This is a genomic window from Arthrobacter sp. 05T45 (assembly GCF_056395875.1).
On the sequence record NZ_JBFTKI010000003.1, the window covers coordinates 21,649 to 35,199 of the forward strand.

At 67.5% G+C, this 13,551-nt stretch carries 12 protein-coding genes; 3 read left to right on the forward strand and 9 right to left on the reverse strand.

Annotated features, from left to right (window positions below; translation table 11 throughout):
- The first annotated feature begins 57 nt into the window (after positions 1 to 57).
- Positions 58 to 1,671 (forward strand): glycoside hydrolase family 32 protein, encoded by a 1,614-nt coding sequence (locus AC1DGD_RS04655; RefSeq protein WP_476849984.1) that lies wholly within the window; start codon positions 58 to 60, stop codon positions 1,669 to 1,671.
- On the opposite strand, the gene AC1DGD_RS04660 is transcribed toward AC1DGD_RS04655, so the two are convergent.
- Entirely contained in the window at positions 1,672 to 2,547 is an 876-nt protein-coding gene (locus AC1DGD_RS04660; protein ID WP_476856059.1) for a PhzF family phenazine biosynthesis protein, read from the reverse strand.
- A 147-nt stretch (positions 2,548 to 2,694) separates the two neighbouring features.
- Here AC1DGD_RS04660 and AC1DGD_RS04665 point away from each other — a divergent pair, with 147 nt between their 5' ends.
- Positions 2,695 to 3,495 (forward strand): glycoside hydrolase family 25 domain-containing protein, encoded by an 801-nt coding sequence (locus tag AC1DGD_RS04665; RefSeq protein ID WP_476856060.1) that lies wholly within the window; start codon positions 2,695 to 2,697, stop codon positions 3,493 to 3,495.
- 41 nt (positions 3,496 to 3,536) lie between these two features.
- Here the strand turns inward: AC1DGD_RS04665 and AC1DGD_RS04670 are convergent, their stop codons facing one another.
- Positions 3,537 to 3,998 carry a hypothetical protein gene (locus AC1DGD_RS04670; RefSeq protein WP_459383551.1) on the reverse strand — a complete coding sequence of 154 codons (462 nt, stop codon included), beginning with the start codon at positions 3,996 to 3,998 and terminating at the stop codon, positions 3,537 to 3,539.
- Between the two features lie 489 nt (positions 3,999 to 4,487).
- Between AC1DGD_RS04670 and AC1DGD_RS04675 the strand changes: the two genes are divergently transcribed.
- Positions 4,488 to 5,306, forward strand: coding sequence for a GAF domain-containing protein (locus tag AC1DGD_RS04675; RefSeq protein ID WP_476856061.1), 819 nt, complete (start codon positions 4,488 to 4,490; stop codon positions 5,304 to 5,306).
- Positions 5,307 to 5,362: 56 nt separating this feature from the next.
- On the opposite strand, the gene AC1DGD_RS04680 is transcribed toward AC1DGD_RS04675, so the two are convergent.
- The 7 genes from AC1DGD_RS04680 to AC1DGD_RS04710 form a co-directional block, all read right to left on the reverse strand.
- Positions 5,363 to 5,956, reverse strand: a complete 594-nt coding sequence (locus AC1DGD_RS04680) for an NADPH-dependent FMN reductase (RefSeq protein ID WP_476856062.1) — start codon at positions 5,954 to 5,956, stop codon at positions 5,363 to 5,365.
- 100 nt (positions 5,957 to 6,056) lie between these two features.
- Positions 6,057 to 7,322, reverse strand: coding sequence for an N-acetylglucosamine-6-phosphate deacetylase (locus tag AC1DGD_RS04685; protein ID WP_476856063.1), 1,266 nt, complete (start codon positions 7,320 to 7,322; stop codon positions 6,057 to 6,059).
- Between the two features lie 10 nt (positions 7,323 to 7,332).
- Positions 7,333 to 8,208, reverse strand: a complete 876-nt coding sequence (gene purU / locus AC1DGD_RS04690; protein ID WP_476856229.1) for a formyltetrahydrofolate deformylase — start codon at positions 8,206 to 8,208, stop codon at positions 7,333 to 7,335.
- A 2-nt stretch (positions 8,209 to 8,210) separates the two neighbouring features.
- Complete coding sequence (locus AC1DGD_RS04695) at positions 8,211 to 9,626, reverse strand: L-serine ammonia-lyase (protein ID WP_476856064.1); 1,416 nt, start codon at positions 9,624 to 9,626, stop codon at positions 8,211 to 8,213.
- Positions 9,626 to 10,261 (reverse strand): sarcosine oxidase subunit gamma, encoded by a 636-nt coding sequence (locus AC1DGD_RS04700; RefSeq protein ID WP_476856065.1) that lies wholly within the window; start codon positions 10,259 to 10,261, stop codon positions 9,626 to 9,628. The genes AC1DGD_RS04695 and AC1DGD_RS04700 overlap by 1 nt, the downstream gene beginning before the upstream one ends.
- Positions 10,254 to 13,208: a sarcosine oxidase subunit alpha family protein gene (locus AC1DGD_RS04705; RefSeq protein WP_476856066.1), complete on the reverse strand. Its 2,955-nt coding sequence runs from the start codon at positions 13,206 to 13,208 to the stop codon at positions 10,254 to 10,256. Before AC1DGD_RS04705 ends, AC1DGD_RS04700 begins: the two co-directional genes overlap by 8 nt.
- Positions 13,205 to 13,549, reverse strand: a complete 345-nt coding sequence (locus AC1DGD_RS04710; protein WP_223914768.1) for a sarcosine oxidase subunit delta — start codon at positions 13,547 to 13,549, stop codon at positions 13,205 to 13,207. The genes AC1DGD_RS04705 and AC1DGD_RS04710 overlap by 4 nt, the downstream gene beginning before the upstream one ends.
- Positions 13,550 to 13,551 lie beyond the last annotated feature (2 nt).

Below are 13,551 nucleotides of genomic sequence, written 5' to 3' on the forward strand. Positions count from 1 at the left end.
GATGGGCAGGCCATAGATGGGCGGGATGGCTTCCACCAAGACCAGGAATGTTAAATCATGAAAAACCATTGGACGATCTGGATGGTGGCCGCCGTGGCCGCCGCCGCGGCCGTTCTGATCGCGGTGGCGCTGGTCCCTTCGCCGGGATCAAGCCCGGGTTCCCAGAGCCACGCCGGGCAGGCGCAGCCAGCTTTCGACCGGCCCGAGGGGGCATCCGAGTTCCGGCCGAGCTATCACATAACGCCCGGGAAGAACTGGATGAATGATCCGCAGCGTCCCATCCTGCTCGACGGCGTGTGGCACTACTACTACCTCTACAACGCCGGGTACCCGAAGGAGAACGGCACCGAGTGGTACCACCTGACCAGCACGGATCTTGTGCACTGGAAGGAGGAGGGAGTGGCGATCACCAAGTACAAAAACGGGCTGGGCGACATCGAAACCGGAAGCGCCGTGGTGGACCAGGACAATTCGGCCGGCTTTGGCAAGGGGGCTGTCATTGCGGTCATGACGCAGCAGGACCAGGGAATCCAGCGGCAGTCCCTGTTCTATTCCACTGACCACGGATACTCCTTCACCGCCTATGCGCAGAACCCGGTCATGGAAAACCCGGGCGAACCGGACTGGCGGGATCCCAAAATCATCCGGGATGCGGCCCACGGCCAATGGGTGATGGCCCTGGCCGAAGGCGACAAGATCGGCATGTATACGTCGTCGAACCTGTTGGACTGGCACTACGCCTCAGGCATCGAACGCAAAGGTCTGGGCGTCCTAGAGTGCCCGGACCTTTTCCAGTTGGATCTCGACGGTGATCCATCCAAACGGACCTGGGTCCTGGCCGCCAGCGCCAACGGGAGCGAAGAGGGCTTCACCACGGGCGTTGCCTACTGGACTGGCGAATGGGACGGAACCCGATTCACCCCGTCTGACGGGCCGCACCAGTGGCTCGACGCCGGCTCCGACTTCTACGCCGCCGTGACGTGGGATGATCCCAGGCTCACCGAAAGCCAGCGGATGTCCTCGCGGCACGCCATCGGGTGGATGAACAACTGGCAGTACGCCCGGCAGCTGCCCACTCAGGACTGGCACGGCGGCGCCGACTCCATAGTGAGGGACATACGGCTGCAAACAATCGCCGGAAAGCCAACGCTGGTGTCGAGCCCCACGACTGCCATGAAGTCCCTTGAAGGCCCGGCGGCAACCACCGGGGAACGTCGACTGACACCGGATGGCGCAGGACAACTGCCGGTCCCGGAAGGCGGGGCGTACCGGCTCGATGTAACTCTAGAGCGGACAGCGCAGGACGACGGTTCCGTTGCCAGGATCGAACTCGAAAGCGGCGGGGGCACGTTCGCCACCGTCGGATACGACTTCGCCACCGAGTCAGCATTCATCTCCCGGGAGTCCGATGTTGCCGCCACCGGCAAGGCAGAACTCAGCCCCGACTATCGGGCATCGCGGCGCGCAGCCAGCCCAGCGCGGAACGGGACGGTGGAGCTAACGATTTTCGTCGACTATTGCTCGGTGGAGGTTTTCATCAACGGCGGGGAAAAGACCATGACGTCACTCGTTTTCCCCGCTGCGGGGACGCCGGGGGTCAAAGCCGTCACGGCAGGGGGCACGCTGACGCTGAAGTCCTTCAGCTACCGGCGCTTAGCCTCCACCCAGTGATCAGCTGTTGCCCGCAGCGGCGGGGATCCGGACGGCCCTGCCGCTGACCACTATTCCGCCGGCAGCGGGAATGTCCACGGTGAGCAGGCCCGGACGGCCGACGTGCCGTCCCTGGTGGATGAGGACTCTCGACGGGGGATCGACCAGGCCCAGGATGCGCAGGTAGGCGCCAACGGCCGCCGCGGCCGCCCCGGTTGCGGGGTCCTCCGTGATGGCACCCACCGGGAACAGGTTCCGGGCTTCGAATTCGCCATCTGCAATCGGGTGCAGGACGGTCACCGTCGCGGCCCAGCCCTGTGCGTCCATCAGCCGGCGCACGGCCTCCGGATCGAAGGAAAAGGAGTCGAAAAGATAGCGGTCCGCGACGACCAGCACCGGATGCCAGTTCCCCGAATACGCGATCCGCGGCGGATAGGCCGGATCGAGATCGTCCAGACCGAAACCGAGCAATCCAAGAAGTTCAGCCAGGACGCCGTCGTCGAAGGCGGCCAGTTGCGGTTCAACGCCCGTGAACGATGCCGTGATCTCGGCACCGTCCCCCGCCGTTTCAATGCGGACGGGGCCGACGGGGGTCTCGAAGGTGAAGGCGCCCGCCCCGTCGCGTGCGCTCAGCGCAACGGCCAGCGCAATCGTCGCATGCCCGCAGAATGGCACCTCGGCGATCGGCGAGAAGTACCGAACCCGGCTCCGGCGCGGGTCGCCGTCGACACCCGGCTCCGTCACGAAAGCCGTCTCTGCGTACCCGATGGCGGCCGCCACCGCCAGCATCCCGGCATCATCCAGATCACGGGCATCCAGCACCAGGCCTGCAGGATTTCCGCCGTTGGGCGTCGTGGAAAAGGCCGCATAGCGCAGGACCTCCGGGGTGGTTTCCATACACCGATCCTCCCATGCCGGGCCACCGCGTCTGTGGGAGCCGCCGGCGGACCGGCCCATGAACTCACTACCGAAAGCCTTGACCGGGCAAACCTGCGGCGGCCATGCTGTGCTAACTGCTCAGCAGCATCGACGGGAAGGCCCACCATGTCCCTTGCACCCTTTTCCTCGCGTTGCCGGGTGATCCTTGCGGCCGCCGCAAGCTTCGCGCTGATGCTGGCCGGAACGCCGGCCCACGCAGCCGGGGCTGCGGGCCCGGGCAACGATGTGTCGTGGCCCCAATGCGGCAAAACGCTGCCCCGGGGCCAGACGTTCGCCGTCGTCGGCGTGAACAATGGGCTGGCCAACACCACCAACCCGTGTCTGGCGACGCAGCTGTCCTGGGCCGGGACGTCCACCGGCGGGACTGGCCAGCCCCTGGTCGCGCTCTACGTGAACACCGCCAACCCCGGTACTTCAGGATCCTGGTGGCCTACCAGCAACAACTACGGAGGAACCACCGTCGCCAACCCCTACGGACAGTGCACCGAGGGTTCAGTCGAGGAAGCCTGCTCCTACATGTACGGCTATGCCAAGGCCTACGACGATGCCAACATCCGGGGGATAAGCAACGCGGCGGCCTACACGTGGTGGCTCGATGTCGAGACCGGCAACAGCTGGTCAACCCGCCCGGCGGCGAACCGTGCCGATCTGGAGGGGATGGCGGCCTACTTCGCGAGTGTCGGAGCCCGAACGGGCCTTTACTCCGCCAAGACGCAGTGGACCCAAATTGTGGGAACGGTGCCGTCCTCGAGCAACCTTTACACGCTGCCCAGCTGGCTGGCCGGGGCGAAGTCACTCGCCGTGGCAAAACGCAAATGCTCCGAGGCGCCACTGACGGCCGGCGGGAAAGTCACCATTGCCCAGTACGTGTCGGGAGGATTCGACTACGACCATTCCTGTATCTGAGGGCCCAACGGGCACCGATTGGGACAAGACATGTCAGACCGCTAACACTTGACCTCAGTCCGGAGGTCGCGGATCGCGGCCTCGACGTTGGAGGCTTCGTCCCGGAGGGAATCAGCTGCTTGAGTCAACGTGGCATTGTCAGGCACCGCGGCGACTGCGGCATTGAACTTGGCTTCGGCGGCCATAACCGCCTCCGCCCGTTGCTGGGCGAGGTTCTCGCTTGCCTTGGCCAGCTCTTCATAGGTCTTGGAGACTTGGTCTTGGGCCGCGCGCACCTGCTCGATGGTGGCGTCCGGCTTGAGCGTGGCCTTGAAATTCGCCAGGGCCGCGGCATGGGCATCGGCAGCAGCGCAGATTTCCGACACGCTCGCGGGCGGGCTCGAGATGGCCGCGGTGGGGCTTGGGGTGGCAGCCGGCGGACTCGTGGGGCTGCATCCGGTGAGCAGTACGACGGCGGTCGCAAGCGCGATGGATCCCACGGTGATTGCGTGCGGTCTTGACATTTGGAGGCTCCTCTCCCAGCTGGGATCGCCCCCGAGCAGTGGGGCATCGAAGGGCATATCCATCGTCTGCCCGGACGCGCGTGCGGACCTCATCCGCCGGGGGTGAAATGGGCGGTAGTGCGCTGCCGGCCGGCACGGGCCCAAAGGCCCTTTTGGGACCTGCGGAACGCGGGTATTAATGGTTGTGCCACGGCGGGACGGGTCCTCCGCGACTGGTGTTGAAGCCGGGGCGGGCGGTCCAGGGCGGATGTTAAAAGCCTCCCTGGGCCGCCGCGGCGCTGAAGCAGATTTCCCGCTGTCTCGGGAACAGCTCAGCGGAACAGCTGAGGAACAGTTCATCGAAACAGGTCGCCGGGACAGCCCGGAACCATACCAAAACGACAGAGGCCCTGGCTCTGACAAATGGGAGGCGCGGCGGTGTCCGCCCGGACGTATGCTGTTTTCATCGGTTCAGCAGTGAGCTGCGTGCTTTGATCTCGAGCGTGGAACATGACCCAAGGAATTGCAGGAGACGGCCGGCAGGATCGTTATGCCTCCTTCTGGGAGCTGCACTTCAACGACCCGGATGTCGGTGCCTTCCTCAGCGAAGCCGTGAGCGAGTTTGTCGACGACATCGGTGGTCCCGGCCGTGGGATCAGCTGGGCAGTGACACTGGTCGGGTCCGCGGAGGCCCTCACGCTGACTGCGGGCAGCGCACCGGCGCGGGCCGCCGACGAGGCGCAGCGTTCCTTCGATGACGGGCCCGCCCGCACGGCGGTCCGAACCGGCGAATATGTGTTCGTGGGCGACACTTCCCTGGAGCGGCGCTGGCCCGGGTACGCCAGCGCCGCCGCAGCCTTCGGGGTCCGGTCCCTCGTATCCGTTCCACTGGCACCACAAGCGGTCTTCCATGCCGCCGTGAACCTGTACGCCGCGTGGCCGCACGTCTTCACCAGCGCAGACATCATCGCAGCGGCTCGGCTGGCCCGCTACATCTCCCGTGCACTGCGTTTGGTCCAGGAGTTGGCGCTGAGGTCCGGGGGCGGCGCAGATCTCTCCTCGGCGCAGCTCTCCCGGGCACTGGCAGGGCTGGCGCTGCGGACGCTGGTGCGGGAGTACGGGTTCAGCGAAGAAGGGGCGCTTGACTACCTGCGCAGCGTCGCGGGCGGAGCCGCGCGGGAATCATCCGGCGGCACGGTCCACGTCCTGGTCCCCGATTCCGTTCCGGACCAGAACGTGCCCCTGCCCAGTCCCTATGCCGCGGCGCCACACGGCGGAGACACGCCCCCCGTCCGGCGGCGGCGGCGCAGGACGGGGACTCCGGCGTAGGCGGACACCGGCACGCGGCCCGCGGGACGGCAAACCGGGCCCAGCCAGGGCAGGGGTCACGCCGCGCTGGCGTCTTCTGTTCCGTGGGCATGGCCCGGCCGGAGGACCTTCAGCGCGCCGGCCCACGCGATCACCTGGTCAAACAGGATCTGCAGGCTCTTTTCCGCGGCCGCCGTCGGGATGAATGTGCGGTAATTCGCGAACTCCGTGGCCAGGGGCAGCGCCACCTGGGCCCGGACGTCGGCCATCTGCAGCTCCGCGGACACTCCGCGGAAGTGTTCGACGGCGCGGATGCCGCCGCTGCTTCCGTAGCTGACAAACCCGGCCGCCTTGTTGTTCCACTCCTTGTAGAGGTAGTCCACAGCGTTCTTCAGTGCGCCGGGAATCGAGTGGTTGTACTCGCCCGTGACGAAGATGTAGCCGTCGAATCCGTCGACAGCTTCGGACCAGGCCTTGGTGTAGGGCTGGCTGTACCGGCCGAAGGAGGGTGGCAGCGGCTCGTCCAGCAGCGGAAGATCAAAATCGGCGACGTCGAGGACGTCAAAGGTGGCATCGCCGCGTTCTGATGCCCGGGCACTTACCCAGTCGGCGACGGCCTTTCCGAGGCGACCGGGCCGGGTGCTCCCGAGCACGATAGCGATGCGGATCATGGCGGGCTCCTTTCCGGAAGTAATGTTTGCCCACACTCAGAACAACAAAACGAAGGGCTCGAAACTTCCGCAACCGCCGTGGGCCCCGCGGGTTCAGGGGCTAACGCGCGGCACGTCGATGGTCCGCCAGGATCCGTCCGCCGCGCAGCACGGCCACGATGTCGAAGCCCGGGTCAACGGCGATGATATCGGCGCGCATTCCAGCCCGGAGGGCGCCGATCTCCGTCTCCAGGCCCAGGACCCGGGCCGGGACCAGGGTGGCCGCCGCGACAGCGTCGGCCGGACTCACCCCCGCCGCGATGGCCATGCGGACAACCTCCAACAGGGTCGCCGTGCCCCCGGCAAGGGCGCCGTTGCTCCGCAGGGTGGCCACGCCGTCGTGCACCACCACTTCCACGGGGCCGAGTTCGTAGTCGCCGTCGGGCAGCCCGGTTGCCGCCATGGAGTCCGTCACCAGCGCGATGCCCCCGGCTCCGACCAGGTCAAAGACCATCCGGACCGTCTCCGGGTCGAGGTGGACGCCGTCGCCGACGAGCTCGACCACGACCGTGCCGGCGGCCGCCAGCCGCAGGCACGCGGCCGCCGGTCCGGGACTCCGGTGATGCAGGGGAGGCATGCCGTTGAACAGATGGGTCACCGTGGGCCGGGCCCGCGGCCCGAAGACACCGGAAGCCGCGCCCCCGCGGATGAGGTCCGCGGCTTCCGCCAGTGAGGCCGCGGCAACGGGGGCAGCGGCATCGGTATGGCCCAGTGAGGGGATCACCCCGTGGTCCGTGAGGATCCGTAGGAGCTCACTCGCGCCGGGCAGTTCGGGGGCGTACGTCATGGTCCGCAGGGCTCCGCCGGCCGCCGCCACCAGCCGCCGGAGCAGCGCAGGGTCGGGGGCGCGGAGCCAGCGCGGGTCCTGCGCGCCGCACCGGGCGGCGGAGAGGAAGGGCCCCTCGGAGTGCACGCCGGCGATCAGTCCCTCGGCCGCCAGGACGTTGAGTACGCCGAGCGACCCCACCAGCTCATCTTCCGGGGCGGTGACGAGGCTCGTCAGGAGGGTGGTGGTCCCGTTGCGGTGCAGGAAGTCCACGGCCGCCCGGCAGCCCCGGTCATTGCCGGCCGGGAATCCGCCGCCCGCGGCGCCGTGGCAATGGAGGTCGACAAGCCCGGGAAGCAGGGAGCTGCCGGGCGGCAGCGGGAGCTCCTCCGCATCCGGGAAATGTGCGGCGTCAAAGCCGTCGCCGGGTCCCGCGTAGGCGATCCGGCCGCCGTTCACCGCCACCACGCAGCCCGGTGTGCAGGCGCCGTCCGTGATGAGGGCACCCCGCAGGATGTAGGCAGGGGCGGCGGCTTCGCGGTCCTCGAGGGGCAGGATCATGGTGCCAAACCTAGCGCAGCACGACGGTCCTGTTGCCCTGGAGGATGACGCGTCCCTCGCAGTGCCAGCGGACGGCATTGGAGAGTGCCCTGCATTCGGTATCGCGCCCGGCGGCCACGAGATCGTCCGGACTGAAAGTGTGGTCCACCTCCACCACTTGCTGGGAGATGATGGGCCCTTCGTCCAGTTCCGCGTTGACATAGTGGGCGGTGGCGCCGACCGTCTTCACGCCCCGGGCGTGCGCCTGGTGGTAGGGCTTCGCGCCCTTGAAGCTGGGCAGGAAGGAGTGGTGGATGTTGATGGCGCGGCCATCCAGCTGGCGGGTGAGGTTGTCGCTGAGGACCTGCATGTAACGGGCCAGGACCACCAGTTCGACGTCCATCCGGTCGATCAGTTCCAGAAGCCGCTGTTCGGCCGCGGGCTTGGTGTCCGGCGTGATCGGCACATGGAAGAACGGGATTCCGTGCCACTCGACGGTCCGCCGGTGGTCGGGGTGGTTGGAGACGACGCCGACGATCTCGATGGGCAGTTCTCCGGTGCGTGCCCGGTACAGCAGATCGTTGAGGCAGTGCTCGAATTTCGAGACCATGATCAGCACGCGCCGTTTGGTCCCGTGCCGCCGAAGCTCCCAGCGCATGCCGAATTTTTCGGCGACCGGCACAAATGCGTCCCGCAGCAAAGCCAGGGTGGTTTGGTCTCCGGCCGACGCGCAATGGACCCGCATGAAGAAGTGGCCGTCGAGCTGTGAGTCGAACTGCTTGCTTTCCAGGATGTCGCAGCCCTGGTCCAGCAGGAAACCGGACACGGCGTGGACTATCCCGCGCGTTTCCGGGCAGTCCAGTGTCAGGACGTGCTCAACGGTGTCGGGTGTCTGGTCCGGGACCATGGTCAGCACTCCACGACGTTCACGGCGAGGCCCCCGCGGGAGGTTTCCTTGTACTTGGTTTTCATGTCTGCTCCTGTTTCGCGCATGGTCTTGATTGCTTTGTCCAGCGAGACTTTGTGGCTGCCGTCGCCGTGGAGGCACAGGCGGGCGGCGTTGATGGCTTTGACGCTGGCGATCGCGTTGCGTTCGATGCAGGGGATCTGCACGAGCCCGCCGACGGGGTCACAGGTCAGCCCGAGGTTGTGCTCGATCCCGACTTCGGCGGCGTTTTCCACCTGCTCCGGGGTCCCGCCCAGCACTTCGCAGAGTCCCGCCGCCGCCATGGAGCAGGCGGATCCGACTTCGCCCTGGCAGCCGACCTCTGCCCCGGAGATGGAAGCGTTGATCTTGAACAGGATCCCGACGGCGGCCGCCGCCAGCAGGAAGCGGATGACGCCGTCGTCGTTGGCGCCGGGGACGAACTTGACGTAATAGTGCAGCACGGCCGGCACAATGCCGGCGGCACCGTTGGTGGGCGCGGTGACGATCCGGCCCCCCGCGGCGTTTTCCTCGTTGACGGCCAGCGCGAAGAGGTTCACCCATTCCATGGCGAGCAGCGGGTCGGCCGGGACCTGGACCGGCGATGGGTTCCGGGCGTCCGCCTCGGCGCTGACGGCGGATGCTGCCAGCGTCCGAAACAACGACGGGGCGCGCCGTTTGACGTTCAACCCGCCGGGCAGGATGCCCTCGGCAGCGCAGCCGTTGTCCACGCACTGGCGCATGACCGCCCACAGGGCCAAGAGCTTCTCCCGGAGGTCGGCTTCGGTACGCCAGACGAGTTCGTTGGCCAGCATCACGTCGGAGACGGACATATTCTCTCGGTGGCATATTTCAAGGAGTTCGTCAGCTGTTGTGAACGGGTAGGGCAGCACCGTGTCGTCGGCCACCACGTGGTCGGCGCCTTGTGCATTGCCATCGACGACGAAGCCGCCCCCAACCGAATAGAAGCTCCGTTCGCTGAGGACGTCGCCGGCGTGGTCGAGGGCCCGGAAGGTCATGCCGTTCGGATGGGCGGGCAGCGACTTGCGGCGGTGCAGGACCACGTCCTCATCCCAGTTGAAATCCACCCGGTGATGGCCGGCGAGCTGCAGCTCCGCATCCAGCGCAGCGGCAGCCACCTGGTCATCGGCAGTGCCCGTGTCCACTGTCTCGGGGTCCTGGCCCTGGAGGCCCAGGACGACGGCCTTGTCCGAACCGTGGCCCCGGCCGGTAGCGCCGAGGGAACCGAACAGCTCGGCCTGCACCCTCGCCGTGGAACTCAGCTGCCCGTCGCTCTTGAGCCCGTCTGCGAACCGCTTGGCCGCCCGCATCGGGCCGACCGTGTGGGAGGAGGACGGCCCGATGCCAACAGAAAACAGGTCGAGGACGCTGAGCGCCATCAGGGGACCTCGGTGGAGGCATATTCGCGCATGGCGTCGAGGAGCCAGCGGCCGAGGAACTCCGCGAAGGATGCCCGCGGGAAGATCCAGTAGGTCTCGTCCCCGGTCTTCCACAGAACGACGGGGATGCCGCCGATTTCCGTGGACAGGGCCGTTCCGGGCTGGAAGACGCGGGGGTGCAGGTCCAGGGCGCAGCCCTTCTCCAGCACGGCACTGGCCCGGGGTCCGGAGAGCTCGAGCGTGGTGCGGTTGGCGGACAGATCCACCACCTGGCCCTGGCCGTCGCCCAGTGCTGCGATGAGCGCCCGGGGGAGCTCACCGCCCAGGCTTTCGTGGGATTCGGCGGGGGCCACGAGCAGGAATTCTGCCGGGCCCAGCCACAGCACTGCGGTGTCGCCGCTGCCGCGGACTTCCCCGGAAGCGGAGGGCAGGCCACCCGTGAGGGCGCCCAGCCGCTGCCCTGCGTCGCCGGCAGGATCGACCCGGAGCCCTGCCATGGTCAGAAACGGCACCTCGCGCAGCTCCACGGTGCCCGCAACGGATCCCGCTTCAAAAGCCGTTCTCAGGAGTGATGCCGGACTCTTCCTGAGGGTCTGGATCTTCTTGGAATTTTCGAGTGCTGCGGTGTCAGCCATCTTTGCGGGCCCCTTCAGAGTCAAATAGTACGGTTTCTGCGACGATTACGTCCACGAGTTGGTCGCCGGCGGCGGCCACCAGGGTCTCGCCAATGCGGTTGCGGCCGTTCTTGATCAGGGCCAGGGCAAACGACCTGCCCAGCGCCGCACTGTGGTAGCTCGAGGTCACGAATCCCTGCATGGGCACGGGGCCGTAGGCGGGGTTGACGGTGATGCCCTGTTCCACCAGTTGGGTGCCTTCGGGGAGCCGGATGGTGCCGTCCACGGGGAGGACGCTGACCAGGTGTTTCCGGTCGGTGCGGCCGGCGTCCTTGCGGGTGTAGGAGCGTTTGCCGATGAAGTCCTTGACCTTGGACACGACCCATTCCATGCCGGCGTCCTGCGGTGTCACGGTCCCGTCAGTGTCCTGGCCGACGATCGGATACCCCTTCTCCGCACGCAGCACGTGCATGGTCTCGGTACCGTACGGGGTGATGTTGAACTCCGCGCCGGCCGCCGCCACGGCTTCCCAGGTGCTCAGCCCGTACCAGGACGGGATGTTGATTTCGTAGGCCAGTTCGCCGGAGAACGAGATCCGGCAGACCCGGGCCTGGACACCGGATGCCAGGGTGGTTTCCTTGAACGTCATGAACGGGAAGGCCTCGGCGTCCAGGCCGCCGTCGGCTGCCAGTTCCGGAGCCACTTTGGCGAGAACGGCGCGGGATTTCGGACCGACGACGGCGATGGTGGACCACTGCTCCGTGACGGAGGTGCAGTGCACATCCAGTTCCGGCCATTCGGTCTGCAGCCATTCCTCCAGCCAGTCCAGCACCTTGGCCGCGCCGCCGGTGGTGGTGGTCATGAAGAACCGGTCCTCGTCCAGGCGCAGGGTGACGCCGTCGTCGAAGATCATTCCGTCCGGGGTGCACATGACGCCGTAGCGGGCCGAACCCGGAGCGAGTTTCTTGAACGCGTTGGTGTAGATGCGGTTCAGGAACTCGCCGGCGTCCTTGCCGCGGATCTCGATCTTACCCAGGGTGGTGGCGTCCATGAAGCCCACGGATTCCCGGACGGCGGCGCATTCACGGAGCACCGCAGTGTCCATGTCCTCGCCGTCCTGCGGGTAGTACCAGGGGCGCTTCCACTGGCCGACGTCTTCGAAGAGGGCTCCCTGGGCGACATGCCAGGGGTGGATGGAAGTGAGGCGTGCGGGGTCGAAGAGTTCGCCGCGCTGGCGTCCGGCCAGGGCGGCAAACGCCACGGGCGTGAAGGGGGCGCGGTAGGTGGTGGTGCCAATGTCGCCGATCCCGCGGGACGCTTCGCCGGCTGTCCGGAGCGCGGCGGCGATGACGCCGATCGCATTCACCCCGGAGGTCTTGCCCTGGTCGTTGGCGGTGCTGATCGAGGTGTAGCGCTTGATGTGCTCCACGGACCGCATGCCGGCACCGGTGGAGCGGAGGACATCGGCCACGGACTGGTCGCGCTGGAAATCCACGAAGTGGTGGTGCCAGTCATCCGGGCCGCCGTCCTGCCCGGGTACCAGCCAGAGCTGGCGGGTGGGGGCGGCGGCGCGCGGCGGCGTCGGCGCAGACGGTTCAGCATCGGACTCAAAGCCCGCGGCGATGACCGCCGCGGCCCCGGCGGAGATGCCTTCGGCCACGCAGTCGTCGAGGTCGAAGCTGCCGCGTCCGGAGCCGGCCACCTGCTGGTTGGGGACCACGCTGTTGGGGACGAAGGCGGCGAGGTCTTCGTCCCAGCGGAGCCTGCCCTGGCGCTGGGAGTGCAGGTGCACCACCGGTGACCAGCCGCCGGAGACGGCCAGCAGGTCGCAGGCGAGGTGTTCGATGCCCGAGGTGAGTTCGCCGGCGTCGTTGATGCTCCGGACGGTGACGCCGAGGAGCCGACCGTCGCCGGTCACAGCGGCGGTGGTGTTGGCGACGGCGCTGCCGATCAGCACCCGCGTTCCCGCGGCCGCAGCTACCGCGGCGGTTTCGCTCAGCTGTGGGCGGGCGTCCACGACGGCCTCGACCTTGATGCCGGCGGCGCGGAGGTCGGCGGCCAGGGCGTAGGCGCTGTCGTTGGTGGTGCTGATGACCACCCGGGAACCGGCGGCGACGGCGTATCGGTTGAGGTAGCTGCGCACCGCGGAGGCCAGCATGATGCCGGGGCGGTCGTTGTTTTCGAAAACGAGCGGGCGTTCGTGGGCGCCCGGGGCCAGGATGACCTGGGCGGCGCGGATGTGCCAGATCCGCTGGCGGGACACGCCGGGCGCGGCCGGGGTGAGGAGGTGGTCCGTCCGGTTCTGGGCCGCGATGATGTAGTTGGAGTCGTAGGAGCCGAAGGCCGTGGTGCGGTTCAGTACCGTGCACTCGGCCGCGGAGATCAGTTCGGCTTCAACATTGGCCACCCATTCCAGGGCGGGCTGCCCTTCGATGCTCTCGACGAGGGCCGGATCCGTGGAGCCGGACAACAGCGAGCCGCCCAGTTCGGGCTGGTCGTCGATAAGGATGACCCGGGCGCCGGAGCGGACGGCCTCGCGGGCCGCGGCCAGGCCTGCCGGGCCGCCACCGACCACCAGGACGTCGGTGTGGACATACTTCTTGTCGTATTCGGCGTGGTCCTCGGCCGGGTCCAGCTTGCCCAGTCCGCTGAGCAGTTCGGCGCTGAGGCCGTCCACCAGGGACACCGTGGTGGCCGGGAGCATGGATTCGGCCACGTGGCCCGGGAACCGGGCCGCGACCTTGACCAGGGCGTTGGATTCCTCGACGCCGGCGGACATGATGCCGCGGGGCCGGCCCTCATACAGCGAGTCACCCGCGCGGAGCCGGCCGTTGGCCAGCAGGGCGGAGGCGAGGGTGTCGCCGGGGTGGCCAGTGTATTCACGGCCGTCCAGGGTGAAGCGCCACGTGACGCTGCGGTCGATGCGTCCGCCGGTGCTAAGACGCGCGGGCTGCGGCTGAGCGGTCATTTGACTGCTCCTTCCGGGGAGACGGGGCTGGTGACGGTGGGGGCTGTGGGGCCCGTGGCTGCGTTTTCCTTGTCAGGGCGCGGCTGGCCCATCGGATATACGGCCTGGATGTCGTAGGTGACGGTGTCGCGGAGCATGTTGAACCATTGCCGGCAGCCGGTGCTGTGCAGCCAGCGTTCGGCGAAGGCGCCCTTGGTGTTGTCGCGGTAGAACAGGTACTCGGCCCATTCGCGGTCCGTGAGCTCTGCCGGGTTTTCGGGGTAGGCCACGTGGGCCTGTCCGCCGTAGTGGAATTCGGTCTCGTCGCGGGGACCGCAGTTGGGGCAGGGAATCAGGAGCATGT